23 protein-coding genes, 1 tRNA gene and 2 pseudogenes are annotated in these 24,275 nt (G+C 60.3%); 13 read left to right on the top strand and 13 right to left on the bottom strand.

The features are described from left to right. Nucleotides 1-339 precede the first annotated feature (339 nt). Genes HYG82_RS29835 through HYG82_RS29825 form a run of 3 tightly spaced genes read left to right on the top strand, consistent with a single transcriptional unit; the run spans nucleotide 340 to nucleotide 2,407 of the window. Entirely contained in the window at nucleotides 340-927 is a 588-nt protein-coding gene (locus HYG82_RS29835; RefSeq protein ID WP_179260706.1) for a biotin transporter BioY, read from the top strand. Between the two features lie 12 nt (nucleotides 928-939). Then, complete coding sequence (locus tag HYG82_RS29830) at nucleotides 940-1,644, top strand: energy-coupling factor ABC transporter ATP-binding protein (RefSeq protein ID WP_179260705.1); 705 nt, start codon at nucleotides 940-942, stop codon at nucleotides 1,642-1,644. Between the two features lie 58 nt (nucleotides 1,645-1,702). Beyond that, the gene (locus HYG82_RS29825; RefSeq protein WP_179260704.1) at nucleotides 1,703-2,407 is read left to right on the top strand and encodes an energy-coupling factor transporter transmembrane component T family protein; all 705 of its coding nucleotides are present in this window, start codon (nucleotides 1,703-1,705) and stop codon (nucleotides 2,405-2,407) included. Nucleotides 2,408-3,296: 889 nt separating this feature from the next. Here HYG82_RS29825 and HYG82_RS29820 read toward each other — a convergent pair. From HYG82_RS29820 to HYG82_RS29805, 4 genes are all read right to left on the bottom strand, one after another. Beyond that, the gene (locus tag HYG82_RS29820; protein ID WP_179260703.1) at nucleotides 3,297-4,466 is read right to left on the bottom strand and encodes an FAD-dependent monooxygenase; all 1,170 of its coding nucleotides are present in this window, start codon (nucleotides 4,464-4,466) and stop codon (nucleotides 3,297-3,299) included. Between the two features lie 7 nt (nucleotides 4,467-4,473). Beyond that, the gene (locus HYG82_RS29815; protein WP_179260702.1) at nucleotides 4,474-4,992 is read right to left on the bottom strand and encodes a hypothetical protein; all 519 of its coding nucleotides are present in this window, start codon (nucleotides 4,990-4,992) and stop codon (nucleotides 4,474-4,476) included. A gap of 40 nt (nucleotides 4,993-5,032) precedes the next feature. Then, a complete protein-coding gene (locus tag HYG82_RS29810; RefSeq protein ID WP_179260701.1) occupies nucleotides 5,033-8,548 on the bottom strand; it encodes a LodA/GoxA family CTQ-dependent oxidase in 3,516 nt (1,171 codons plus the stop codon). Nucleotides 8,549-8,631: 83 nt separating this feature from the next. Then, entirely contained in the window at nucleotides 8,632-8,871 is a 240-nt protein-coding gene (locus HYG82_RS29805) for a hypothetical protein (protein WP_179260700.1), read from the bottom strand. Here HYG82_RS29805 and HYG82_RS29800 point away from each other — a divergent pair. Next, entirely contained in the window at nucleotides 8,870-9,205 is a 336-nt protein-coding gene (locus HYG82_RS29800) for a hypothetical protein (RefSeq protein ID WP_179260699.1), read from the top strand. The genes HYG82_RS29805 and HYG82_RS29800 overlap by 2 nt on opposite strands. A gap of 78 nt (nucleotides 9,206-9,283) precedes the next feature. Here the strand turns inward: HYG82_RS29800 and HYG82_RS29795 are convergent, their stop codons facing one another. After that, the gene (locus tag HYG82_RS29795; protein WP_179260698.1) at nucleotides 9,284-9,475 is read right to left on the bottom strand and encodes a hypothetical protein; all 192 of its coding nucleotides are present in this window, start codon (nucleotides 9,473-9,475) and stop codon (nucleotides 9,284-9,286) included. Between the two features lie 562 nt (nucleotides 9,476-10,037). Between HYG82_RS29795 and HYG82_RS44600 the strand changes: the two are divergent. The 3 genes and pseudogenes from HYG82_RS44600 (at nucleotide 10,038) to HYG82_RS29785 (ending at nucleotide 11,470) form a co-directional block, all read left to right on the top strand. Further along, nucleotides 10,038-10,653: pseudogene (locus HYG82_RS44600) on the top strand (DUF7342 family protein). Next, nucleotides 10,650-11,083 (top strand): annotated as a pseudogene (locus HYG82_RS44595) (toxin-antitoxin system TumE family protein). Before HYG82_RS44600 ends, HYG82_RS44595 begins: the two co-directional pseudogenes overlap by 4 nt. 213 nt (nucleotides 11,084-11,296) lie before the next feature. Beyond that, nucleotides 11,297-11,470 carry a DUF7556 family protein gene (locus HYG82_RS29785; protein ID WP_179260697.1) on the top strand — a complete coding sequence of 58 codons (174 nt, stop codon included), beginning with the start codon at nucleotides 11,297-11,299 and terminating at the stop codon, nucleotides 11,468-11,470. A 93-nt stretch (nucleotides 11,471-11,563) separates the two neighbouring features. On the opposite strand, the gene HYG82_RS29780 is transcribed toward HYG82_RS29785, so the two are convergent. Together HYG82_RS29780 and HYG82_RS29775 are read right to left on the bottom strand one after the other, a co-directional pair. Then, on the bottom strand, nucleotides 11,564-12,601 hold the full coding sequence (locus HYG82_RS29780) for a hypothetical protein (protein WP_218834213.1): 1,038 nt from the start codon (nucleotides 12,599-12,601) through the stop codon (nucleotides 11,564-11,566). Between the two features lie 79 nt (nucleotides 12,602-12,680). Continuing rightward, nucleotides 12,681-15,629 (bottom strand): Eco57I restriction-modification methylase domain-containing protein, encoded by a 2,949-nt coding sequence (locus HYG82_RS29775; RefSeq protein WP_218834212.1) that lies wholly within the window; start codon nucleotides 15,627-15,629, stop codon nucleotides 12,681-12,683. A gap of 147 nt (nucleotides 15,630-15,776) precedes the next feature. Between HYG82_RS29775 and HYG82_RS29770 the strand changes: the two genes are divergently transcribed. Further along, nucleotides 15,777-16,328 carry a TATA-box-binding protein gene (locus HYG82_RS29770; protein WP_179260696.1) on the top strand — a complete coding sequence of 184 codons (552 nt, stop codon included), beginning with the start codon at nucleotides 15,777-15,779 and terminating at the stop codon, nucleotides 16,326-16,328. Nucleotides 16,329-16,401: 73 nt separating this feature from the next. Here HYG82_RS29770 and HYG82_RS29765 read toward each other — a convergent pair. Both HYG82_RS29765 and HYG82_RS29760 read right to left on the bottom strand, forming a co-directional pair. Further along, nucleotides 16,402-16,475 (bottom strand) — tRNA-Thr (locus HYG82_RS29765). Nucleotides 16,476-16,598: 123 nt separating this feature from the next. Then, nucleotides 16,599-17,588 (bottom strand): class I SAM-dependent methyltransferase, encoded by a 990-nt coding sequence (locus HYG82_RS29760; protein ID WP_179260695.1) that lies wholly within the window; start codon nucleotides 17,586-17,588, stop codon nucleotides 16,599-16,601. A 234-nt stretch (nucleotides 17,589-17,822) separates the two neighbouring features. On the opposite strand from HYG82_RS29760, the gene HYG82_RS29755 reads away from it, so the two are divergent. The 4 genes from HYG82_RS29755 (at nucleotide 17,823) to HYG82_RS29740 (ending at nucleotide 20,331) form a co-directional block, all read left to right on the top strand. Further along, nucleotides 17,823-18,380: a hypothetical protein gene (locus tag HYG82_RS29755; RefSeq protein WP_179260694.1), complete on the top strand. Its 558-nt coding sequence runs from the start codon at nucleotides 17,823-17,825 to the stop codon at nucleotides 18,378-18,380. 301 nt (nucleotides 18,381-18,681) lie between these two features. Further along, the gene (locus tag HYG82_RS29750; protein WP_179260693.1) at nucleotides 18,682-18,885 is read left to right on the top strand and encodes a heavy-metal-associated domain-containing protein; all 204 of its coding nucleotides are present in this window, start codon (nucleotides 18,682-18,684) and stop codon (nucleotides 18,883-18,885) included. A gap of 100 nt (nucleotides 18,886-18,985) precedes the next feature. Continuing rightward, nucleotides 18,986-19,837 carry a DUF2182 domain-containing protein gene (locus HYG82_RS29745; RefSeq protein ID WP_179260692.1) on the top strand — a complete coding sequence of 284 codons (852 nt, stop codon included), beginning with the start codon at nucleotides 18,986-18,988 and terminating at the stop codon, nucleotides 19,835-19,837. Between the two features lie 74 nt (nucleotides 19,838-19,911). Then, nucleotides 19,912-20,331, top strand: a complete 420-nt coding sequence (locus tag HYG82_RS29740; protein WP_179260691.1) for a Rieske (2Fe-2S) protein — start codon at nucleotides 19,912-19,914, stop codon at nucleotides 20,329-20,331. A gap of 136 nt (nucleotides 20,332-20,467) precedes the next feature. Here the strand turns inward: HYG82_RS29740 and HYG82_RS44465 are convergent, their stop codons facing one another. Then, nucleotides 20,468-20,797 carry a hypothetical protein gene (locus HYG82_RS44465; RefSeq protein WP_179260690.1) on the bottom strand — a complete coding sequence of 110 codons (330 nt, stop codon included), beginning with the start codon at nucleotides 20,795-20,797 and terminating at the stop codon, nucleotides 20,468-20,470. A gap of 67 nt (nucleotides 20,798-20,864) precedes the next feature. On the opposite strand from HYG82_RS44465, the gene dph5 reads away from it, so the two are divergent. Continuing rightward, nucleotides 20,865-21,689: a diphthine synthase gene (gene dph5, locus HYG82_RS29730; protein WP_179260689.1), complete on the top strand. Its 825-nt coding sequence runs from the start codon at nucleotides 20,865-20,867 to the stop codon at nucleotides 21,687-21,689. 29 nt (nucleotides 21,690-21,718) lie between these two features. Here the strand turns inward: dph5 and HYG82_RS29725 are convergent, their stop codons facing one another. The 3 genes from HYG82_RS29725 to HYG82_RS29715 form a co-directional block, all read right to left on the bottom strand. Further along, on the bottom strand, nucleotides 21,719-22,801 hold the full coding sequence (locus tag HYG82_RS29725; protein WP_179260688.1) for an alpha/beta fold hydrolase: 1,083 nt from the start codon (nucleotides 22,799-22,801) through the stop codon (nucleotides 21,719-21,721). A gap of 63 nt (nucleotides 22,802-22,864) precedes the next feature. Then, on the bottom strand, nucleotides 22,865-23,845 hold the full coding sequence (locus HYG82_RS29720; RefSeq protein WP_179260687.1) for an isocitrate/isopropylmalate dehydrogenase family protein: 981 nt from the start codon (nucleotides 23,843-23,845) through the stop codon (nucleotides 22,865-22,867). 131 nt (nucleotides 23,846-23,976) lie between these two features. Further along, nucleotides 23,977-24,252, bottom strand: a complete 276-nt coding sequence (locus tag HYG82_RS29715; RefSeq protein ID WP_425495406.1) for an EamA family transporter — start codon at nucleotides 24,250-24,252, stop codon at nucleotides 23,977-23,979. Nucleotides 24,253-24,275 lie beyond the last annotated feature (23 nt).

Here is a 24,275-nt window from a genome sequence, read left to right as displayed (position 1 = left end):
TCCGTCAGCCCGCGTACTACTGGTTCGCATTTTTTCATCAGGGGACCGAAGTAACGCATAAGACCGCCGGTCGTTCCAATTAGCGAAGCGATACAACCGGATATTACCGTCACCGGTCGATCACGAGACGCGGACAGACGTCCGTTCGGAACGCAATTGCTTTCGGTTTCGATATGTCGAATCCCGGTTGAAACCGTCACTGAAACTGAGAGGAAGCATCCTGTTTCGCCGTAAACTCTGGTTTCGACGGGAACGCCCCGTTCCGCTATTAGTGTAATCGAGATTACTCGTAAGCTCGGAAACCGAAGTTTTGATCTAGGTTTACGAGAGAGCGAGTGTATGGCAACGAAACAAGATTCAGTCGATCTCGTCGACGACGTCGTCGTCCGACAGTTCGCTCGGGCCGCGGTCCTCGCAGCATTGATCGGCGCGTCAGCACCGGTGTCGATACCGATGCCGCTCTCACCGGCGCCGATCACGTTACAGGTGCTTTTCGTCTTCCTCGCCGGACTCGTTCTGGGCCCGGTCTGGGGTGGTATTTCACTCCTGATCTATCTCACGGCCGGCGCGGTTGGTCTCCCGGTGTTCGCCGGTATGGAAGGTGGATTCGGCGCATTGACCGGACCAACCGGTGGCTACCTGTTGTCGTATTTGGTTGCGGCGGTCGTCATCGGGGCCGTCGTGCATCGCGGGACGGCGCTGCGCGATCTGCAAGCCGTTTCGGTACCGATTCTGGTGGGGGCGCTCGTCACAGGGACGATCATCATATACGGGATGGGAACCGCATACATGGCGTGGCTCCTCGAGTGGGGGGCGTGGAAAGCCATCTCCGCCGGTGCGATCCCGTTCATTCCGGGCGAGATACTCAAGATGGCCGCGGCTATCGCCATCGTTAGATCCGGACGGATAACCCCGGTCCGGCCCTGACCTGACGCGCCGATGATCGAATTTCGGTCCGTCTCGTACGCGTTCGAGGACGTCACGGTTCTCGAGGACGTTTCGCTCACGATCGACGACGGGGAGTTCGTCCTCCTGGCTGGCGCAAACGGGTGCGGGAAGACAACCCTGTTGCGCCACTGCAACGGCCTTCTGGAACCCGACTCCGGTGAGGTTCTCGTAAACGGGACGGCCGTCGCCGACGATCTGATCGCCGCCCGCTCGAGCGTCGGGATGGTCTTTCAACACCCTCGCGACCAGTTCGTCTCGGCGACTGTCGGTGCGGACGTCGCGTTCGGACCCGAAAACCTCGGACTCCCACGCGAGGAGATCGATCGCCGCGTGACGGCTGCGCTCGAAGCCGTGAACATGACTGGCAGGGAGGACGACCGGATCGATACGCTCTCCGGTGGGGAACAGTCACGCATCGCGATCGCGGGCGCGCTCGCGATGGAACCGACACACCTCGTCCTCGACGAACCCTTTACCGGGCTGGACGACCCCGCCCGGCAATCCGTCCTCGATCGACTCGAATCGCTGTCGGCCGACGGAACCGGCGTTTTGCTCGCCACCCACGACTTGCGTGACGTCTGCGCACTCGCCGACCGCGTGATCGCGATGCAAGCCGGTCGGATCGCCGTCGACGGCCCGCCAGCCACTGCCCTCGAGGAACTCGAGGGGCTCGAAATACGCGTCCCAGACCTGTGATTTCGATGCGCGCTCTGACAGAACTGCAGCTACCAGTAACGGACACGGGATCGCATCAATGCTGACCTACGAGCCCGGCGATTCTATCGTCCACCGGCTCGACCCCCGAACCAAGCTGGCGGTTCAGATCGGATTCGCCGCCACCGCGCTGGCACACACGACGCCGAGGGCGCTCCTCGTTTTTTCAGTCTTCACCGCGGTCGCAGTAACGGCGGCGCAGCTGCCACTCCGTCGGACTGTCGTCGCATACCGGTTTGCACTGCTCATCCTCGCGATCGCACCGCTTATCGCGGGCATCACGGTCGGTGTGCCCTGGTTCGATCGATCGGCCGCCGTCGCATCTGCGCTTGCGAGCTATCGTGTTCTGTTAATCCTCCTCGTCAGCGCGGCCTACGTCAGGTCGACCCCCGTCCGCGACTCGCGCGCAGCGATCCAACGGACGATCCCCGGAAAACCGGGCCAGATACTCGGAATCGGCGTCGGACTCGTCTTTCGGTTTCTCCCCGTGCTTCGGGGCGATCTCCGAACGATTCGCGAGGCGATTGCCGCCCGATTGGGAACCGAACGAGGGACGGTCGACCGTGCCAGCACGATCGGCATTCTCGGGCTCACCCGCGCGTTCGACCGCGCGGATCGACTCTCGGTCGCGTTGCAGGCGCGATGCTTTGCGTGGAATCCGACGCTGCCGTCGCTTGCCTTCTCGCGGATCGACTATCCCGTTCTCGTCCTCGCCGTCGCGCTCGGGCTTTCGACGTTTCTGTGACGGCCAGGTCTATTTCCAACCCGGTCGTCTCGGGCGCCGCGATCCGTCCCTCGATAGTCGTGACGATACACGTCGCCTGAGACGTTCGATTCGATCAGCCCAGCGGTGACACGTCCAACCGTCCGCGTTTCGCCGTGGCTCATCCGACCCAAATCTGTTTGGAAGTACTGCTTTACCCGCTGGACCGTTTGGTAGCAGTACGGCAGGACGCCACATCATCCCTGCGCCATACACGCATCCCCTGCCGTCGTACCCCCATTCCCCCTTCTGGCGGTCACAGTACTCATCCTGGCCGCCGTCAACCGATTCCTGCGCTCAGTGTCTCGAAACCGCTGCCCCTCTCCGGCGCGTCGTGATGCCGACTGGAACGAGGTCGCTTGTTCCACGGTCACAGCCACCCACGGGTGCGTACTGCAATTCTCTATCGTCAATACCCGCTTATCGGCTGTATCTGCCGTCGTCGTCTCTTCGATAGGAGACGTCGGAAGAGGAGTTGGGAGTGTATCGACCAGCGGTGCTCGGACCAACCACCGACCTTCGGATTGGCAGTCGTGCGTTGCGTTTCCGTTCATGCCGATTGGTTTCTCGTTGGCTATCCTGGTTCGCTGATTGGGTATCTATTGGGGTAGTGATCGTGTCCTCCTGTGGGGCGGACAGCAAGTGTCTAATCGAATCGGTACTTTCCGGGGGAACGCCGTTCGTGTGCAATTTTGTCGACCACGCCACTGAGATCCTCGACCTCGGAAATCACACTAAATCCCGTCTTGAGCGATGCCTGACGTCGGCAGTGACGATCGTTGTGGAGATGAAACGGAGAGGCTACTTTCTTTCGGCCTGCAAAAAGTCCAGTTTCGGTCGGCAATCGCTACCGAACACGGTGGTGACGGGTTCAGGACGTGTCGATTGTCGCGGGATCGTGACGCCGTCGCCAGAACGCCGTGTCTGGCCAGCGGTCCTCTCGCCGGTAGTATGTCGCTCGGCGCTCGAGATACTCGCTGAAGTCGGCATCGAGGTCATCTTCGTAGGTTTCGGCCTGATCACGGTATCCATCGAGCCACCGGTCGATCGCGATCGCACCGCGAACGCCGGTGTCGATAGCCCGTTCGATGCCGGTCCCCGAAAGTGGGTCGACTCCCATCGCGGCGTCCCCAACGGCAAGCCACGGCTGATCGTCGAGGTCACGGTCGAGCCGATGGCTCAGGACTGGCGCAATGGCTGGCCCCTGTTCGAACGTTGCCGCCGCCGTGCGGTCGGCTGTTTCGCTGGTCGCGTTCAGCGCGTCACGCCACGGGTCAGCGCCACTGCGCACACCGAGCAGATCCGCGTCGGTAAAGAACACGACGACCAATTGATCGCCGGGAAGCGGGGCCGAGTACCACCACCCATCCGGAATTGCCTCTATCAGCGTGTATCGGCCACAGTCATCGTGATCGGCCCGGAACGTCGCGCCGGCACCGACCAGTTTATCGTGGACGTCGCGGTCAGCCCCCAACCGGCGTGCGACAGTCGCCGTCCTGCCCGAGGCGTCGAGGACTGCTCGGGCGCTGATTCTGTCCTGGTCGTCGGACACGAGTGGTAGCGTTTCGGCGAATGCGGCTGTCGTATCGAGCGAAAGTGAGATCCTTTGGCTGTCGAAATCGGGTTCACACGCATCCACACGTGCCCCAAGCAGGAGCGTCGCCCCTGCGTTGCGGGCGGCTAGACCCAGCATCCGGTCGAATGCCGTCCGATCGACGTGGTACCCGCCCGCGTACGGGTTCGCGAGGAACGTCCGAGACCTCGGCTCGTCGTCCCCCCAGTACCGTCGAATCCCGTTCGAGGAGACCGTCGGAATCGCGTCGAATGCCTCTCCGACGCCGAGCGCTGTCAGGGGCTCACGGATCGACGGCTGGAGTGTCTCCCCGAGACGCCAGTCGTCGTACCGGGTGGCCTCTACGAGAACGACCGCCCGACCACGATTGGCGAGGATCCGGGAAGCGACCGCACCGGCAGGCCCGCCGCCGACGACCGCCACCTCACAGCGACCGCGATCGTCAGTCAGATTGGTATTCGCGGACATACCGCCGTCAGCGGTCGATGCCAAGGTCGTCGAGGACGCGCCGGAGTTGGTCTTCGACATCCTCCAAGACATCGCGCTCGTGCCACTGTTCCGGCGGATGGTCGGGAGCAGCGCCGCCCTCTTCGATCCGTTCGGGGTTCAGGTCGTGACAGTACGCGCCGACGCAAGAACGGATGGCATCGACGTCGATCCCCGCCGCTTCCAGGCGGTCGACGAACTCCTCGGTCAGTGCCCCGTCTTCGCTGAGCAGACAGTGGAGGGTCTCACAGAGGCGACGACGGCGGGCGCGTTCGCGGGCGGCCGGCCCGCCGCCGCTGGCACTCGTCTCCGCGTCGTGGTCGCCGCCGTGCCAGACGGCGCCGGTTACGCGTTGTTCCCGTTGGAACGGGATTCCCTTCGAAGTGTGACCGCGCGCTTGGACACGCATATGGTAGGTCCCGGGCGACGAGGTGTGGACCGTCCCGCGATACCGGTCGTCCGCCGGTTCGAGGTGAACGCGATCGCTCGTCCCGTCTGGACGGGTCACGTCGGCCCAAACATCGACGCTGTCAACGCGTGTTCCGCTCTCAGTGACTGACGAAATGACGTGGAGTTTTGCACCCGGTTCGTACCCTGTTCGGTCCAGCGAAGCGTTCATCGAGAGCTTTGAGTAACTGTGAACGAGCAGGGAGTAGTCCAACCCGGCCTCCTGTACGTCTGGGATCGCTGTCTGGGTGAGCAGACCGTTTGTTGACTCGTCTCCCCCCTCCTCTCCCTCCCGGAACGCCCTCCCCCACCCCGGTCGCTACGGACAGGACGTCCTCGAGTCGGTGCTCGTACTCCTGGCGCTCGTCGGCCAGAACCGGCGCACCTCGCGTCTCATCGTCGCGCCGGCCGACGATCCGCTCGAGTTCGTCGAGTTCGTCGCGGTCGGGTTTGGTCTCCGGACGGCCGATGCTCATGATGACGTGCCACTGGCCGTCGCTCTCGAGACGATCCTGATCCACCTCGGCAGGTAGCGACAGGCGGTAGTAGGTGACCCGGTCGCCGAGGACCCACTTCATGGCCGGGTCCGCGTGGGCACGCCACGGCTCGATGACGTTGCCGATGGGCGTCTCCAGTCGGAAGTCGACGACCTGCGGGTACGGTGTCAACAGGATGATGTCGAGGCCAGTGTCGGCGTCAGTCACCTGAAACGGGATTCGGTGTTGTTCCCCCTCCTGGAGCGTCCCCTCGGGATCGAGGGCGACCTCGGCGGTCGTTAACCCCGAGAGGATCTGGAGGAAGTACTTCTCCAGTCGGAACTGATCCTCGGTGTCGACTTCGCCCGTGACGAGTAGATAGCCGCCAGTGTTGCCCGAGAGCGTCTCGAGGGCCGGCGCACTCGTGTTTTCGGGCTTTCCGAGGCCCACGGAGAACGTCCGTTCGTCGACGGTTCCGGCCTCGTCGGCGATGTACGGGGCGGTGTTTTCTTTTCCGTCCGTAAGCACCACCATGGACTCATGGGCGTACTGGCCGACCTGATTGAGCGTTTTCCGGCCGATCTTGATGCCGTCTCCGATAGATGTCGCGCCCGAGGGGGTCAGTCCGGATTCTATCTCGTCGATCGTGGCGTCCCTGACGGACGTCCCACCGGAGACGTCGGTTCCGATCTCCCGGACGTCTTGCAGAGCGCTCGCCTCGTGGTTGTACCCGACCAGCGACACGCCGTATCCGTCGAGCATTGATCTGACGAACGTCTTTGCTGCGGCCTGCAACGTGTCGTGTTTTGTTCGGGTGTCGCCGCTTGACTCACTCATGCTCCCCGACCGATCGAGGACGAGCGAGACCGCCGTCGTCTCCCAGTCGATCGTCGACGCCGTGACGTCGATCGTCCACTTGCCGCTGCTGTTCGTGGCCGAAATCTCGATCGTCGCCTGGATATCCGTATCACCGATGTCCGTGTCGTATTCGACGGGGAATCGAATCGTCTTGATCTCGTTGGTCGCCGTTTGCGTGACTGACCCGCGTGTTTTTGGAGTACGGATGTTTGCCTGTTCGGTCGGTTGCTTCGTGATTTCTAGTTCGACATCAGCGGTCGGCGCATTCACCTCGAACACGATAGCCCGTTTCGTCGTCCGCGATCCCATCGGACCGTGGGGGACGTCCCCGAAGTCGATACTCGTCGTCAGTAGCGTGATCGAGGGCACCTGTTTCAGACACCGATCGACCTCGACGTACTCCTCGCCCTGCTCGACGACGAAGCCGAGTTTGTGCCAGTCCTCGACCATGTTGGCCGTATCGTTGCCCCGCTGAGACTGGATGAGGTCGCGAGCCCAGTCTTTCTCCGTGTTCCGCCCCTGTGGGTGGACCTCCATCGGTCGCGACGCCGGCCACCAGGTCCCGAAGCCACAGGCGAAGAAGTCCGTCTGCCACGGGACCGCCATGTACTTGGTCAGATCCCCGGGATCGACGGCGTCGTGATCGAGCCTAAACGGCCCCTGGTAGTTGGTCGGATCCAGAATTGGCAACTGGTCGATTGGCAGGTACTCGATGAGTCCGCCGGTCTCGATCCCCGGGAAGAATGCACCCCCCATCGCGTTTTCGAGTGCGGCCCTGTCCAGTCCCGCGTGGGTCACTGTCGCTGGCGGATCGGGACCGTCGTCCCAGTCCGAGCTCCAGTCGTCGATGTAGTCGTTATCTTTCCACTGTTGGAACAGTTCGAGATACGTCTCTGGGAGGTGGGCGTCGTCGCCCGCGATTCGTGGCATGTCCCCGACGTACGTACCGACCTCGACGGTAACCTTTGATCGACCGGTGCGATCAGCTGTCGAACCGTCGAAGGTGGGTGTCGCACCTCCCCGTGGCGCGTCGGTGAACCAGTCGCCGAAGTCCGCCGCAGTGTCGGACCCGACTACGATAGCCCCTTTCATGCCCCACGGACTGACGTGGTTTGCACAGTAGAACGTGTACACCCCTTCGGTGGTGAACGTGTGTGAAACGGAGAAGCCTCTGTTCTCGGTCGTCGGATGGCCGGTCCAGGACGCTCCGGAGGGCTGGTCTTCGACGGTGACATCGTGACTGTAGGACACCCAGTCGAACACGACTCGGGTCCCCGGCGAGATACGCATTGCCGGGTCACCGGAATGATGAGCGTTGAACGCGAATGGCTTGCGCAACTTCTCGAACACGCGGTTCCGGATCACGTCGTGGGTCTTCCCGACGGGGTGGTCCCAGGCGGCCGAGATTCCCTCCATGTCCCCAGTGTGGGTCGCATGCGACGGGGAAGCGATCCATTCGACCTCTTTTGCCCGCTGCAGGACGGGCGCAATGTGTTCCGTGTACGACGGTTTCGATGGCGGGTTCTCGTAGCCGGCCTCGACCATTACGTCGTAGAGGCGCTCGTACAGCGTGACCATATTGTCGATCCCCGGTGCAAATTTCGGGGGCCCGACAATGACCCACGCAGGGATCTCCTCGAATGTCTGTTCATTCGTCTTTACCGTCGCTGTCACCGCTCCGTCGGCCGTGTCGTCGTACCAGCCTGTGTTGTGGAAGTCGCTGTCTGCGAAGGTTTCCTTCGAGAGATCGTGTGGCGTATCCGACTCTCCCTTCCCCCCGAGGACGATCAGCCGGCCGTGGCTGTCGGTCCGAATTTCTCCGAGTGAGACGTCCGCCATCCCGGGGAACGAGCCGAGTTCGTCGGGATCTTTCTTCCGTGGCAAAACGATCCGGTCCTCCGAGACGACTGCCCTGTCGTTGCCGCCGGTGACCGTCACGGTCCCCGGTTTGATTGAGGCTTCATCCTCGCTGATTCGGTCCCACTCGCTGAGGTTATTCCGCCTATCGGGGTAGGTCGTTGCCTTCTTGTTGGCGAGCGTGACGTTCCACTCGATGGATTCGACGTCATCGGTCGACAACTCCGTGGGATCGCGATCATCGTCGTAGGAGGCAAAGAGGCGAAAGCGTGCGCCTTGGCGCTTCACCCGACAGGTGTCGTCCTTGAACCCGCCGGTGGGCTCGAGCGTCTCCCAGGGCTTCTCGGGCCCGATAAAGAACTGGTCGCTGTTGCCCACGCGGGCGATGCCTATGGCCGGGTGAATCGAGACATCCGATATCCCCATGCGTCCGCAACCACTCCTTCACAAATAATTGTTAACACTAATAAGCAAACGCGAGTTGCTGGCCTCGGGACACCATTTCGAAGCTAATCCTGGACATTTCTTCCCCAGATTTCGGTGAACCGTCTCGGTGGTAGCTCTCTGAGTCGTTCGTTCTCTGCTTCGACCGTCTCGAGTTCGTCTTCGACGGTATCGATGCAGTCGGCCTGCTGGTCGATCGTCTCTCCAAGGCTTTCGTTTTCGGTCTCGAGGGCGCCGATTCGGCGTTCGAGGTGTTCGAGTCGGTCATATGTCGGTGCGACGTCGGTGGGAGTATCGGCTATCATGGATAGTACGTGTGCAGAATCGAGTGGAATCGGCTCGCGGTGCACTCTGTTCGTGAAGCGGTGGCAGCGGTCACTGCGAAAGCAGTGGCCTCCCGCTGCGGCGGATCGCTCTCTCGAGGAACGGGAGAACTGCCTCGAGGGGAGCGTCGAAATCGTGACCACTGATGAAGACCGAACGGTCGTCGTGAGAGCACCGGTGTGTGTCGGGTTACTGGGGTGCTCGTCAGACGACGACCGCGACGGACGAGGCGGCGAGGTCGAACCAGTAGACGTGGCCGACCCGTGTGAACTCGGAAACGCCCTCGAGATTGCCGTCCGCCGTCTCGCGGTCTAACTGGGATGGGCTATCCCTGCCAGCACGGTCAGTTGGCCCGTGATCCGGTGGAACGGGTCCGTGGGACCATCGGTCGAATCAGTCATCGGCCACCACACGAAGATCCTCGCCAGTAGTCTCGAGACCCTCGTAGACCTCGATCATCATCTCGAGGTTCGTGATCGCCGGTCCCAGGGACAGCGGCGCGAGCAAGTGACGATCGAGCGTTTCCATCTCTGCGAGCAGTTCCTCGAGACGGACCCGCATTCGGTCGTGGTCTCGTGGCGTCATTTGCAACCACCCTCCTGACCCACGCCACTCGGTGATGGGGCGCTCGAAGCTGTGAAACGCGCCTCGAGCGGCTGTCGGACCAGAAACTGTGGCGCTGCGACGACAGCCACCGTGAAGTGATCGACGCTGGTTTGTTTAGTCGGTACTACCGAAACGGTTTCGTAGGCAGGTGTTCGAATATACATTGTCCCTGAGCGTATGGGACGCAGGTCGGGTGTTGTGACCACCCGGCCAATTTTACGCAAATTGGCGGTACTGCGCCACTAATTTCGCAGATCATTGGTAGTTACTTATAGCTTCCTGTATCAAATCAATTAAGGGGCGGGCGATTCCGACAGAAGTACACACCGATCGCCGCCGTGTATTGATCCGTCGGCTCGAGCGAGTCGTGGATCGGGTTCGTTCTCGAGTGCGTCTTGCTCTCGAATTAGTCGGGAAGATACGCACTCCGCAGTTGGGCCACGTACTGGGTGTCCCACTGTTTCGTCTTCACGTAGTACGTCAATGCCGAGTTCACGTAGTGGGTATCGAGGGCACCGTGCTCAGCAAGAACACAGAGGATATGTGGGGTCGTAAACAGGGTGTTCCGGTCGTCGAGTGCCAGGGAAACGAACCGCAGACAGAACGCACGGCAGATGCGGACGACCAACGAGAGCCGCCGGATTTCGACGCATTGGCGTCTCCCGAAGAGGCAGTCCACGGTGACCGGACACGCGACAACTGTTTCGACGCCGTCCTCGGCCTGGATAGCCCGCGATGGCGAGTGAAGTTGCCGATCTCACGGGCCATGGGGTAGATGCTGCTCGCGAGTATTTCGAGTGGTTCGAACAACTGGGAATCGTCACACAAATCACCGAATCGCCAGCGATGTACCAGCGCAATCAAGCGTATCTGAACTGCGTCGAGTCTAGCTACTCAAAGATGAATACGGTCCCGATGAACTCCCTGCACTCCTCGAGACGGAAGCAGAGCGAGACGAAGACTTCACCGATCAGTTCGGAGTTGAGTCGCCTGATTCTGTCTCAATTACGGCACACGCATCTACCACCGAGCAGTCGATAGCAGAAGTGTGGGAGGACGTTTCCGCATGGAAAACTTCCCGCCGTCGAATCGCGCTGCTCGAACGAGCGCTGACGACTGGGTCCGGTGATGCTGCCGACCAGCGGACAGCTGTATGACTCGAGGAGAAGGCGACGGTGTGAGCGGTGCACCCTTTGATTTTGACCGACTCGACATCGTCAGAGAACGATTAGCTACGGATGGCCAGTTCGTACGAATCGGCGATCAACCCGCGTTCGCCCCGACCGTTTGGTGTGTGTTTATGCTGTTAAGTTCTACCCGAGCAGTATTGAACGAGCCAACCTAAAAATAGTGTGGTTCGAAAACGGTGATTTCTCGGGACATTATCACGAGGATCACGACGAAGGGACGTTTGATCACCGGTGGGATCGTCATCTCTCAGGTCACAATACGCGTGACCACATACACCCCGGTCCAAATGCACTACCACCAGGCGATGATGCCTCACATCCTGTGGATTGACGAGACGTACTCTCGATGGTTCTCACGGAGATCGAAGAACGCCAGCATGGATTTTGGACGACATGAGCCCATTCGGCGTGTCAGCGCGCTCGGGGTTGAGTCGGAGGTCAGAGTAGTTGTGAGAATCGCTCGCTCAAACGCCCTCCGTGTCGTGTCAGACCAGGGCCAACATCACATCCGGAGGCCACGATAGGCCTCGAACCGTGTCCGGTTTCACGACACGCGTGACACTGCCGTGGATTCGATATATTTATGAGGTGTGACAGCAATTGACAAATCATGTCGCTGAACCGGAGTGCGGCATCGGAACTGGTCACGGACAGCAGCGAGGTCATGGCCTCTATCGACGAGGCGGGACGCTATCCGCGATTCATCATCGCCGACATCACCACCGACGACGCGTGGCTCTCGACTCCGGCGACAGCGGCGGCTCACCTCGACGAATGGCGCTGAGCTAGACGCCCTCGACAGTGTCTCGGTAGCATCTGATTCGCCCCACATCCCGACTAAAACGGCTACGATTCAACGACTCTTCGCGGCTGACTACTACTCGCCCGTTTCTGGGTCGATCCGTTGTACAGACTTATACTGGTTGTTATAACGCCGCATCATCTCACGGTGACGCTCGGAGTCGATTCCGTATAGGTCGAAGACGATGTTGTCTATCTCAGCCTCGATCTCATTGATGTCCATTGATTCGAGTTCCTCGCAATCAGCTTCGAATTCATCAAGCGCGTCCTCGGTAACATCTATGTCTAGCGGTACGAGAATAGAGACCTGAGTGTTGGCTTCAAGCTCTCGGCCCTCAAGCGCCTCACGGACGTATTCCGCAACGGTATCGTTAGCAATGATCGAGTCGTCGATCTGCCCGTCAGAGAGTTCGATGATAGGATCACCAGACAGGTCAGGCTGTATTGACGGATCTGCCTGATAAGAGGACGAAGGAGTGTAAGAGATATTCACGAATTCACTACCACTCTCTCGTGCTTCAGCGATATACGGGTCTGGGAACTGCGGGACCTTGATTTGGAGGTCTTTGAGGTGTATGATCTCCTCAACCAGCGTTTCGAGGCGGTCCCGCTCCTCTCCAGAGGGCCGAATGAGTGGCCATTGCGACGTGTGGTCTTCGATGTATCTGTAAGCCTTCCCCTGGTGAATACGGGAATGTTGCTTGTGGAAGAACTCGACTAACGCAGAATTTAATACAGCAGCCACAGAGTGACGATCGACTCTGGGGAGAATGATGGCGTACACGCTGACGTTGTGAGGTGCCATGATTCCAGCGTCGTCGAAGCTCAGCTTGTTATATTGGACGAGATCACCAGTTAGGACCTTTGGTTCAGGTAGTACCTCCACGTTCTGCCGTCGCATGTACCGGTACCACCACAGGTCGTCGTCTAATTGGTAGACTTCGTCAGGTTGCGTGCGGAGAACATCGGACAGGTTTCGATAGTCGCCATCGGACAATTCAGTATTCTGGTACCCGGTCGCCGTATCTCGGTTGTCTATGATGTCGAACTCAGCTGCTAGTCGTGCGTGGATTTCCTTACGCTCCGTCGACTCATCGGAGAGTGTTTTCAGCACCGATGCATCCGTGAAGTACTCCCATGTTCGCGGGTACTCGTCTGCGAACTGGTTTGGGGGAACGAGTTTGGCTCGCTCGTCACCTTGTACGTACGGAACAAATACCAGTCGGTTGCTCCAGTCGGGGAGCCACCCGAGCAGTATCTTTACCGGTGATATCTATTTTCAGTAGGTCTGTCTCGACGGTGTACGATTTGTCAACTCCGCGAGGGGTTACGGTGATTCGGTCAAGCTCATGGAGGTTCTCCTTGTCTATACCAACTTCTGGGTGGACGATGTATGCGTCGTCACCGCTGGTCTGTATCCCGACGCGGATATCATCTCCTACCAGATTCGGTGCATTTTCGTGCTCATTGTCTCTGACGACGGAGCGATCGCCGAGCCGCATTTCCATCTCCGACTCGACGCGTTCTACGAGTTCGTACTCCTCCGGCGGCGAGTTTGGCCAGATGTCCGCCAGAGGAAGGTTCCGCGTTACCGTGACGTTCTGATATTCCTCGAACGTTTCCTCCACCTCCTCGGTCATCACCGCCCCGTTGCGGAGGGGGATTCGTCCCTGAAATCGCTGTGAGTCGATTTCGTAGAAGTCGACCGACTCGGTTGGCTCCCGGGCGTACAGTTGATCGACCAACTCCGGGATTTCGCCGTCCCAGTCCCGGACTCGTGCGGCCTCGATCGTGTGTCCGTTCTTAAAGCGACCGTTTCCAACGAACGATGTCCAGTCGTCGTTTGGGACTTGTTTCTCCACTGTAAGAATTGCCGAGTAGTTCGTCGCGCCGCTAAACACTGGGTAGTCAGTGAAGTCGACAAGTTCCGTGATCTGGTTCTTCGCGAGTAGTGCACGAATCTCCTTGCCACCCTGGTTGCTGAGGAACCGATTTGAGACCACTAAGCCGAGAGAACCGCCCTCACGTAGCATCCCGAGCCCTCGTTCGGTGAACTGAAGATAGGGATCGGTTTCCTTCCACGCCGAGAGATACTGTTGCTTCAATCTGCGCTCTTGCCTTGGCGGCGAGTGGGTGTTCTGCTTTGCCACCCACGGCGGGTTGCCGACGACGTAGTCGAAGTCGATGCTATTCTTGAGGACGGCACTCAGAACGAGGTCCTCGACCAGTTTGAGGAGACGTCCGTCGTTGTAGTCCTCGCGGAGTTCCCGTACCATGTCGAGGAACGTCTCCGCCGTGTCGACGAACGTGCTGGCGACCTGTTCGACATTAGTGTCCGACGAGAAGTAATTGTAGAGATATGCGACCAGATCATCCTCGCTGATGTCGTAGTCCTCCTCTTTAACTTGGTCCTTGACCGCGTCGAAGACTGCCAGCAGGACAGAGAAATACTCTTGTCGATTACTTATTTGGCCAGCCGTCGACGACTGGACCTCGCTGAACCGTGGGAACTCGAAGGTCATCGTCTCGAATTCCTCCCCTCGCCGGATGGGTAGCGGCATATCAAACTCGATGGTATCCTCACCGAAGCTGGCTCCTAACGACTGCTGACGGCCCTCTTCAGTCTCTGACTCGTCAATCAGGGAGTCAGTCCGGAACACGGGAAGTCGCCGCAACACCAGTCCGGGGTCCTCCTCGATGGCGCGCTTGTACTCGTCGAGAATCTCAAGCATGAAGCGGATCTGTGCCATTACGACCGCGAAGGGGTGGATGTCGAGCCCGACCACCCGCGCACTGTTACAGAGGTCGTGCAGGGCTGCTGGTCGATCCATCTCCGTGCCGAGTTCGTTCTTGTAACGGTCCAGCGCCGAGACCAGGAAGGTTCCAGAACCACAGGCGGGATCGACGAGCCGGCTGTACTGAACGCCGTCGCCGTATCCCACCGAATCGACGACGTACTCACACACGCTTGGTGGCGTGTAGAACTCGCCCAGCGCCTGTCGAGTCCGACGGTCGAAGTACTGCTGGTAGAGCTGACCGAGTGGGTCACCACTGATGTCTGAAAAGTCGAACCGGCCAATAGCGAGTAGGAATTCGACGAATTGCTCTCCGTATTCCTCCAACGGAGTCGGCCAACTCTCCTCGTTAATCTCTCGTCCGGAAAGTTCGTCAATTTCCTCAGCACTCTGTGTCCACCAGTAGTAGATGTCCTGCTCGAACACAGACTCGACAAGTTCTTCACGCATCTGCTCCATCAGGCCGCGTCCGGCGTGGATGTATGACACCGGCGAGACTTCGCCGCGGAATTCGGGTGTCTCGGTCTGTACGAATCTGGATATGTTGACCCCGGGGAAGTTCTGATCCTCACAGGCCTTGGCCAACATCAGTCGTCCCAGTAGCGACTGAACGGTCTCGACCGCGAACATCACCCTCTGTTTATTTGCAGCGCTGCCAGCGATGTCCCGCCACTCTTCCGGAAGGTCGTACCAACTTGGGTCCGGAGCGTAGTACTCCCTCCAGAATTCGTAGGCATCACGCGGGAAGTTGTTGTCGCGCGGTTGATCAAGATAGTACTCAAGCAGACTGTACGTGTGCTCCAGCATTTGATAGAACAGTGTTCCACGCTCCAGCCGGAACGTATCCATGAACTCATTCTGCCCAACTGGCTCCCCGTCGACTCTGGTCCCGACTGAGACAGTCTCTGTAGTGGCGAAGTAGTCCTCGATCTCTTCAGTTGAACTGAACGAATAGCTGGGCTTGTGGAGCTGTTCCAGTTCGGCGAGCTGTTCGTCTGAGATTTCATTCAGGCTAACGCGGAACCGGCGATCATAGTTGTCTCGCCCGACCCGTTCGTAGAAGATCAGCTCTTCTCCGTCGGTCAGCACACCGTAATCGGCCCTGAGCGGGACTACGTACTGCTCCCACAGCTGCCTCCGGTGGCTCCCGAGGTCGTCATCTCGCGTTGGTTTCTTGAACTCAACGACGAATACGACGTTTCCGATATCATCCTTCGCGAAGTAGTCTGGACGATCTCCACCAACGATGTGGTTCTCGGAACGAACGTCGATTGGGATACCTTTGTACCCCAGCGTCTGGAAGAAATCATTGTCGGTGAACACGTCGGTGACCTCACTCTCCTCCAAGTCCCGACGTTGCTGGATTCTGGCATATATTGAATTGAAAGTCGTCCCCAGATCTGGCATGAACTATGTCATTTAGCGACAGGTATTAAACCTCCCTGTTAGCACAATCACGGATCATATACCTCCTCCAATTATACATCAAAGACAATGGTCGAAATCGTCAATATCGTTGCCTCTGGCCATGTTGGTCGTGAGTTAGATTTGGTGGCGCTACAAAGCGATCTGGACGCACATGAAAGAGTCTACGAACCTGAGCGTTTTCCGGGTCTGCAGCTACGGTTTGAGGAAGGGAGTGCTGTCTTAATTCTCTATTCCTCTGGTTCGTATAGCATTATGGGCGCGAAGTCAGAGGAAGAACTTGAGAACATATATATTGCACTTTCCGAAGCCGTTGGTGATCTTGGAGTTGATATCATTGACACGGGTAAACGCCCTGAAGTTCAGAATCTGATTTGCAGGGCAGATATAAGACGAGAAGTTGATCTTTCAGCGCTCTCGGTTGGATTGGGGTTAGAAAATGTTGAGTATGAACCAGAACAGTCCCCGTTCTTGTTCTATTGGCCGGAAGAACTGGATTGTTTGATTACTATTCCTTCAAATGGGGCCGTGTCTATTACGGGGATAGAGACGATGGGGGAAGCTGAGCAGGCATTTGCACATCTTCAAAACCGAATTGAGGAGTTATTCCAGCAAGAGTAGGTGTGAACAACGAGCAGAGCTGGCCGGTAGGATTCAAACAGAAGGATTGCAGGATTTGAATCCTTTGTGTGCAAGCCGGTGGAGGGATTTGAACCCTCGACCTAATCCTTACGAAGGATTCGCTCTGCCAGTCTGAGCTACACCGGCGCTGCGCGTTTATTCGTAGGGCCGATACTGGCCATAAGGATTGCGAATCGATACGCTCGTGTGAGCGAATCCCAGTCCCGGCCCGCGGATTGCGAGTCGGCGGTCTACCCCTTCGCCGACGGCTCATCGCTCGAGTCGCACGTCCAGGCAGACGTTCAGTTCGTGCGGGGCGTACGACCGGACGGTGTGACGCGTTTCGACGCTGACGTCGTATTCGGGTTCTGCGGCCGCGCGAATCTCGTGCTCGCCCGGTCCGAAGGGGTCGTCCTCGTGCTGGATGTCGTAGTAGTGGACGACGCAGTCGTCACCGGCCAGGGTCACGGCCGACTCGAGAAATTCGTCTGCGCTGTGGGGCAGATTCATCACGAGCCGGTCGGCCCAGCCCCTGTACTCGGTGGCGACGTCCGTGACGTCGCCGTTGATAGCGGTGACGCGGTCCGCGACCCCGTTTCGACGCGCGTTCTCGCGCAGGTATTCGATCGCCTCGGGGTTGATGTCCACGCCGACGCACTCCGCGCCGCGTTTCGCGAACGGAATCACGAACGGGCCGACGCCGGCGAACATGTCGACGGCGTGTTCGCCAGCCGCGACCTGCTCGGCGACCCGGTGTCGTTCGGTCGCGAGCCGCGGCGAGAAGTAGACCGCCGCGAGATCCAGCGCGAACTCACAGCCGTACTCGCGGTGGACGATTTCGGTGTCCTCGCCCGCGAGGAGTTCCCAGTCGCGGACGCGCGTTTCGCCTTTGACCTTCGAGGCCTTGTTGAGTACCGTCTCGACTGGGAGGTCGGACTCGAGGATGGCGTCTGCGATCGCCCGCGCGCGCTCAGGGTCGTCTTCGTCGATGAGTGCAGCCCTGCCGAGTCGCTCGTAGGAGGGTTCGAACGCGAGGCGGTCCGCGGGCGTCGTCTGCGTGGTGCGTTCGTCAACCGCGCGCGAAACGATGTCGCCGTCCTCGAGGACCTCCCGCACAGCGTCGGGGTCCGTAACCGGGATGTAGAGCCAGCCGTCCTCGACGGTGATTTCGTAGTCATCGTCGATCACGTCTGCGTCCGCGAGCGTCGTTCGGGTCGCTTCCCCGTTTTCGCGCGCGACGCGAACGCACGGGACTTCCATACACGAACTGGCCGTCGAGTCGCCGTAACACTGACGTTTCGGTCGTCGGCCGTTCTCGCGCTGATGAACCATCTCACGCTATATCGAATCCGTACGTGCTGGATGCGAGATCATCCGGAAAACCCAGGACAGCGAACAGGCTGTCCGCCAGTCGTCTCGAACGAGATGTACCCCATTTATTTCTGCATATTAGGAAACGTATACTGATTGGATCGAAGCGACCAATTGCCGCCGATGGGGCATTCAATCGAGCAAGCCGTCGGGATCGTATGCGGTATCGTTGGGCTCTCCCTTATCGGCCTGGTGAGTGTTCTCTTCCTTCCGGGCTATACGAGCGGGATCGGTCCGCTAGCGGTAACTGGTGCTTCCGGTATCGTCTTTGTCGGTGTCGGCGTGCGAAATTTCGACGAGCAGAGACGACGAATCGGAGCCGCTGTGGCCGCGATCGGGAGTGCCGGAACAGCGGTTGCTGCGGTATACATACTTGTAGCGGCTGGCGAATCCACTGCCAATCTACTCGCTGTTGGTGCCGCCGGCGTCGCGGTGCTTTCGTTGTCACTCTCTGCGCTCACGTCTTGGGATCTGTGTCGATACGAGCCCCGGTTCGTCGAACTGGGCGGCATCAGTGCAACGACCGCGAGCGTGATACTGGCAGATTTACCTCCGGACACGGACGAACCGTTCCGAACCCTCTTTTTCGCTTTCGGCTGTCTCATGGCGGTGTACGGGGTTTTGATACTCGTAGCGGCGTTTCTGGTGACCAACGACGATACGAGAATATCCGCCAGTTAGACGGTCGTCTCGGTCGCGATCGGGGTTGTGACGGGACGGTTGCCGTCCCGACAACCGCTCGAACGTTCCGCATTCGATGCGTCTGGGGGCATATCGACTCGATCGAGACGATACGGGACGACGTCACCCGGAATCGATCCGTCGCGGGAGAGGCATCCAGCATGTGAATCGATCCGTCGCGGGATAGGTGTCCAGCATGCGAATCGATTCTGTCGGAAGTATAGTCTTCTGTACCGTTCACTGCAGAAAATATCAGAATTTCATCAATTTATATCCCATCGACGCTTCGTCCGGATGCAGCATGGACGAATACACCATCGAGGTTCCTGCTATGACGTGTGAAGGCTGTGAAATAGTTATCACCGGCGCAGTGTCGGTTCTCTCCGGCGTCGGCAAGGTCGACGCCGACGCTGCAAACGGTCGAGTGACGATCTACGGGGATCCGTCGGCGGAACCTCGTGTCCGGGAGGCGATCGAGAAAGCCGGCTACGACGTGCTCGAATAGTGCCATCCGGATTCACGACATCGATCTTCGAGAGAGATATGTGTCACATGGACTCCGATAGACAGTCGTTCGAACGCGCTCGAGCGCGGGGAATCGACCGATGAGCGCATCGCTTCGGCTTCGATCTGCGGTGGCGGATGCGACGGAACGCCTCTCGGTCGATCCCGATCGAACGACCGCCGTGGTCGCCGCCATGCTCGGTATTGACGTCCTGTGGTGGCTGCTCCTGTACGGTGGTCACGTCCCGATGCCGGGGATGACGTGGCTGATGATGACGGCCGACGTTCCGATGGCCGCACCCGGTGCGATGGAACGAGCCGTGTTCCACGTCGGAACGCTCGAAGCGGTCGTCGGGTATACGATCATGTGGGGTGTGATGATGTGGGCGATGATGCAACCGGCGATGACGCGCTTCACGCGGGAGTACGCCGCCGCGTACCGTGGGTCGGGTCTCGGCGCGGTGCGGGCGCTGGGCGCGTTTCTCGGTAGCTACTACGTCGTCTGGCTCCTCTCCGCGTGCGTTCCGCTCCTCTACAACGCGGTCCTTCCGGGCGGTATTTACGGTGTCACTCGGGAGTACACACACTTGGTCATCGGTGGCGTCCTCGTTCTCACCGGGCTATACCAACTGTCGCGGTTCAAGCGGTCGTTCTTACGGACGTGCTGTGAATCAGTCGCTCCGCACTCGGATGGTCCAGTACGGGCGCTCCAACGGGGGCTGAACCACGGTGTCCGGTGCGTCCTGACGAGTTTTGGCATCTTTTTCCTGGTGATGATCTTCTTCGGCGAGATGAACCTCGTCTGGATGGTCGCGCTAACGGGGGCCGTTACGATAGAACGCCTCCCGTCCTGGGGTGAAGAACTCGCTGTCGGTATCGGTGCCGTGTCGCTCATCTCGGGGCTCGTCGTCCTCCTCGCGCGACCGGAACTCCCCGTCCCGTTCGTCCTCTAACACGGCGTTCGATAGCGGCGGCGATACGGCCGTCGTGGCATTTTTTCCGTCGCTGTCCGTACCCGCCTTGTGAGATGAGCGACCGAACGAGGCTCACGACGCTCGAGACGGTCCACGACGAGGGGTCGTGGCTGTTTACGATCCGAGATCAGTACGGAGAACCGGACGAAGCAATTCTCGTGCCCTGCGAAGACGGCATCGAAGCGTGGATCAACCGGTGTACGCACGAGGCCCAGCGGTTCGATACGGGCCGCGGCGTGGCGATGCGTGACGGACAGATCATCTGTCCAAAACACGGGTCCATGTTCGATTCGTGTTCGGGATACTGTGACAACGGCGAGGCAGCCGAGACGACGCTTTCGGCCGTCGAGATCACCGTCGACGACGAAATCGTCTACCTGACCGACGACGGCGTGACCTTCGCTCACGAAGGCGGGACCGACGCCGAAGACGATGATGACGGCCCCGAATCGACCTCCCACATCGGGTTCTGATCGGAAACCAGTGGCCGATCCGAGGTCCGCTTCGGCGATCGTTTGGGAGTGGTTTTCGCTTCCCTCCCCGTCTCCGTCTGCACGGAGAACCCGTTCGAGGCGACATCGATGGGAATCGACGGTTGCTACTCCCGCGTCATCCGTGCCGACTCGCACGGCTACGCCTCGGCACGACGGCGACCGACGAAGACAAATCCGTCGTCTCCCCGACGACCCGTACGCCCAGCCTGTGTGGACGCCCGAAACCGAGGCGGATGCGCTCGCGGTGGCGGGCGCGGCGATCGAGGTCGTCGTCCGAGCGGTGATTTTCGCGATCGATATCGACTGGGAAGTGATCGATGAGGCCCACAGCGAGGGTTTCGCCGCTGTTCGCCCGGCTTGCAGCATGGTCACAGTAAAGCGGCTGATCGACCCGGCACGACCGGCCGAAGGCGAGGCGATCACCATCGCCGATACCGATTACCACGTCAGCCCGTACACGAACGCGCGCCCCGTCTCGAAAACGTATTCCGAGCGCTCGGACTACGACCCCCATGCTCACCTTCATCGGCCTCGGACTCTACAACGAACGGTCGATCACCGTCGAAGGCCGGGACGCGCTCCGGGCAGCGGATCGCGCCTACGCCGAGTTCTACACTAGCGAACTGATCGGGACGACGATCGACGACCTCGAGTCATACCACGACACCGATATCGAGGTGCGGGACCGCGCGGGCGTCGAACAGCATCCCGACGACGTCCTCGCCGCCGCCGAGTCCGAAGACGTGGCCTTCCTGACCGCGGGCGATACGATGATCTCGACGACCCACGTCGATCTCAGGTTGCGAGCCCACGACCGCGGCATCGAGACGCGGGTGATCCACGGCGTCACCGCCCAGACCGCCACGAGCTCGCTCACCGGGCTCCAGAACTACCGCTTCGGCAAGTCGACGACCCTCCCGTTCCCTTACGCGCACGGAGCCGACGGCCTCCCCGCGAGCGTGACCGAGACGATCGACGACAATCGATCCGACGGGCTTCACACCGTCGTTTATCTCGACATCAAGGTCGGTCGGGGTTCGGCCGGCAGTCAGAAGGCGTCGCACTCCGACGACACCGCCGATCGAGACGAATTCATGACGGCCGACGTCGGCGCTGAACTGCTCGCCGCCGAGTATCCCGACCTCGTCGGCGTCGTCGTCGCTCGCGCCGGGAGTCCCGGTCCGCTCGTCGAGGCCGGGACGATGACCGAACTCGCGACGCGGGAATTCGGCGATCCGCTGCACCTGCTCGTGATCCCGGGGGAGTGTCACCACCTCGAGGCCGACGCGCTGGTCGAACTCGCCGATGCCGACCGGGCTGCACTCGATATCGTCTAGCACCGTCGCTCTCTCGATCGAGACGTCGCTCACCCGAGGACCGCCTGGAGTCGATCCAGAAAGTCACCCGGCACCTCGACGTGGGGTGTGTGGCCGGTGTTTCCGAAGACGATTTCTTCGTACTCACCGCCGCGGTCGACGTAGGTCTCGAGGACGGCACGGGTCTGGTCGACCATCGGCTGGGGCGGGAAGACGTCCTCGCCGGGCCACTCCGGAAGGTGGCCCATCCGGCCGAGCGTCCCGACGTCGAACAGGGACGCGTTCGAGACGATCTGATCGGTGTCGCCGCGGATCCACGTGATCGGCGGCTTGTCGGCGGGATCGATCCCTGTGATCTCCTCGAGGCGACAGTACTTCGGCGATATGGCGTTGTTGACGCCTGTGTCGCCGGGCGCGGTTCCTGGCCAGTTATCGCTCTCGATCGTCGACCCCGGATAGTTCTCGTCCCCAGTGGCCGTATCGAGCATCCCGGTCAGATACGATTCTTCACGGTCGTCGTCGAAGTCGTGCGTCGGATCGACGTAGTAGGTGCGCAAAATGTTCCGTGGCGAGACCGCCGCGGTACCGTCACGAACGCGGTGTTGAAGACTCGAGACGAATTCCCAGTTTGCAGTTCCGCCGCCGGCGCCGGCGTAATCGTCGAAGCAAGGCGTTCCGTCCACGTCTTTCGTGCCGCCGAATCCGTACGGCGAGAGCGGGTTGATGAGGACGAGGGCTGCGACGGCCTCCGGATGGTCGATCGCGTACCGCATCGCGACGCCGCCGCCGATGGACCAGCCGACGAGGACGTACGGTTCGTCGACGTCGAGCGCTCCGACGAGGGCGTTGAGATCCGCTTCAAAGTCGCCCAGCCCGTTCGTCGCGTCGACCGGTTTCGTCTCTGAATCGCCGTGTCCTCGCTGGTCGGGCGCGATCGCACGGTGGCGATCCGGGAGTTCGAGGAGTACGTCCTCGAAAAACCGCGACGAAGAGACGTTTCCGTGGAGAAAGACGACCGTCTCGCCCCCGTCGGTGGTCAGATCTGATTCGCTCGTTTCGAGAAAATGCGTCTCGAGTCGGTCGGTTTCGATACGTCGTGAATCGACGCCGGCGAGGGTGTCGTCCCGGGTCATGCCTCCCGATACCACAGCACCCCGGATAATTCTCCGGCCGTGTCGAGGCAGGTGCGACGTCGCCTACAGCCGGTCGATGACCGCCTCGGTTACGTCTTCGGTCGATGCGTCGCCGCCGAGATCGGGCGTATGTGGGCCTTCTGCGAGCGTCGACTCGACGGCCTCGGTGACGGCGTCGGCTTCCTCGTCGTAGCCGAGGTACTCGAGCAGCATGGCGGCGGAGATGATCTTCGCGGCGGGGTTTGCGAGGCCGTCGCCTGCGATGTCGGGTGCGGTACCGTGGACTGGCTCGAACAGGGCGCGGTCGGGACCGATGTTGGCCGAGGGGAGCAGGCCGAGTCCGCCGACGAGACCGGCGGCGAGGTCCGAGAGGACGTCGCCCGCGAGGTTCGGACAGACGACGACGTCGAACTGTTCGGGGTCGAGACAGACGTGGGTCGCGAAGGCATCCATCAGCACTTCGTCGGTTTCGATGCCGTTGTCCTCGGCGACCGATTTGACGGTGTCGCGGAAGAGGCCGTCCGTCTCGCGCATGACGTTTGCCTTGTGGGCGATGGTAAACCCGTCGTGTTCGGTCCCGGAGACGTAGTCACAGGCAAATTCGGCCAGTCGTTCGGAGGCCGATTCCGTCACCACGCGCGTCAGCGTCGATACGTCCTCCGACAGGCGGTCCTCGTGTCCGGCGTAGACACCTTCGGTGTTCTCCCGGAGGAAGACCAGGTCCGTCTCGGGACGCACGGCGTCGATCCCCGGGTACGCCTTCGCGGGTCGAACGTTGACGAACGAATCGACCGCCTCCCGGAGCGGCAGTATGACGTCCGCGGCCGAATCCCCGGCTGCGCCGAACAGCGTCGCATCCGTCGACGCCGCAAGATCGTACGTCTCCTGCGGGAGCGCTTCGCCCGTCTCCTCCCGAACAGCGTCACCGGCCTCGCCCTCGACGAACTCGAAGCCGAGCTCGAGCGACTCGAGGACGTCGACCGCTGCGGGTGTCACTTCCTGTCCGATTCCGTCGCCCGGAATGACGGCAATTTCGTGAGTCATGCTCGGATATCGAGGTGGAGCCGAAAAGAGAGTATCGATACCGTCGTTGGAGCGTCGGAGAGCGCTTCGCCGAGCCGAAGCTGTCCGCGATTGCCGATCTCGAAGCGAAAGATCCGATTACTGACCTCGGTTCAGGGGCTTCGGACGCCAGTGCTGGTTTCCATCGCATCGGCGATCGCGCGCTGCTTGAGCAGCGAAAACCCAACTATGACCAGTCCGAACCCAATGAGTGTTATCGCGCCGATCGACTCGTCGAGCAGGACGACACCCACCACCGTCACGACGATCGGAACCAGATACCCGATCAGTGACGCCTCGAACGCGCCGCGTTCGTCGATAATCGTTGCCACCACTGCGCGGTCGACTGCCTCGAGGGAGTACCGAGACTCGACGCGCTCTCGTCGCACGTTTCGAACTGGGTACCAAAATC

This window comes from Natrinema halophilum, from assembly GCF_013402815.2.
Lineage (GTDB): Archaea > Halobacteriota > Halobacteria > Halobacteriales > Natrialbaceae > Natrinema > Natrinema halophilum.
Note: the sequence above shows the minus strand (reverse complement) of the source record. Positions and strands in the feature narration are given on the sequence as shown.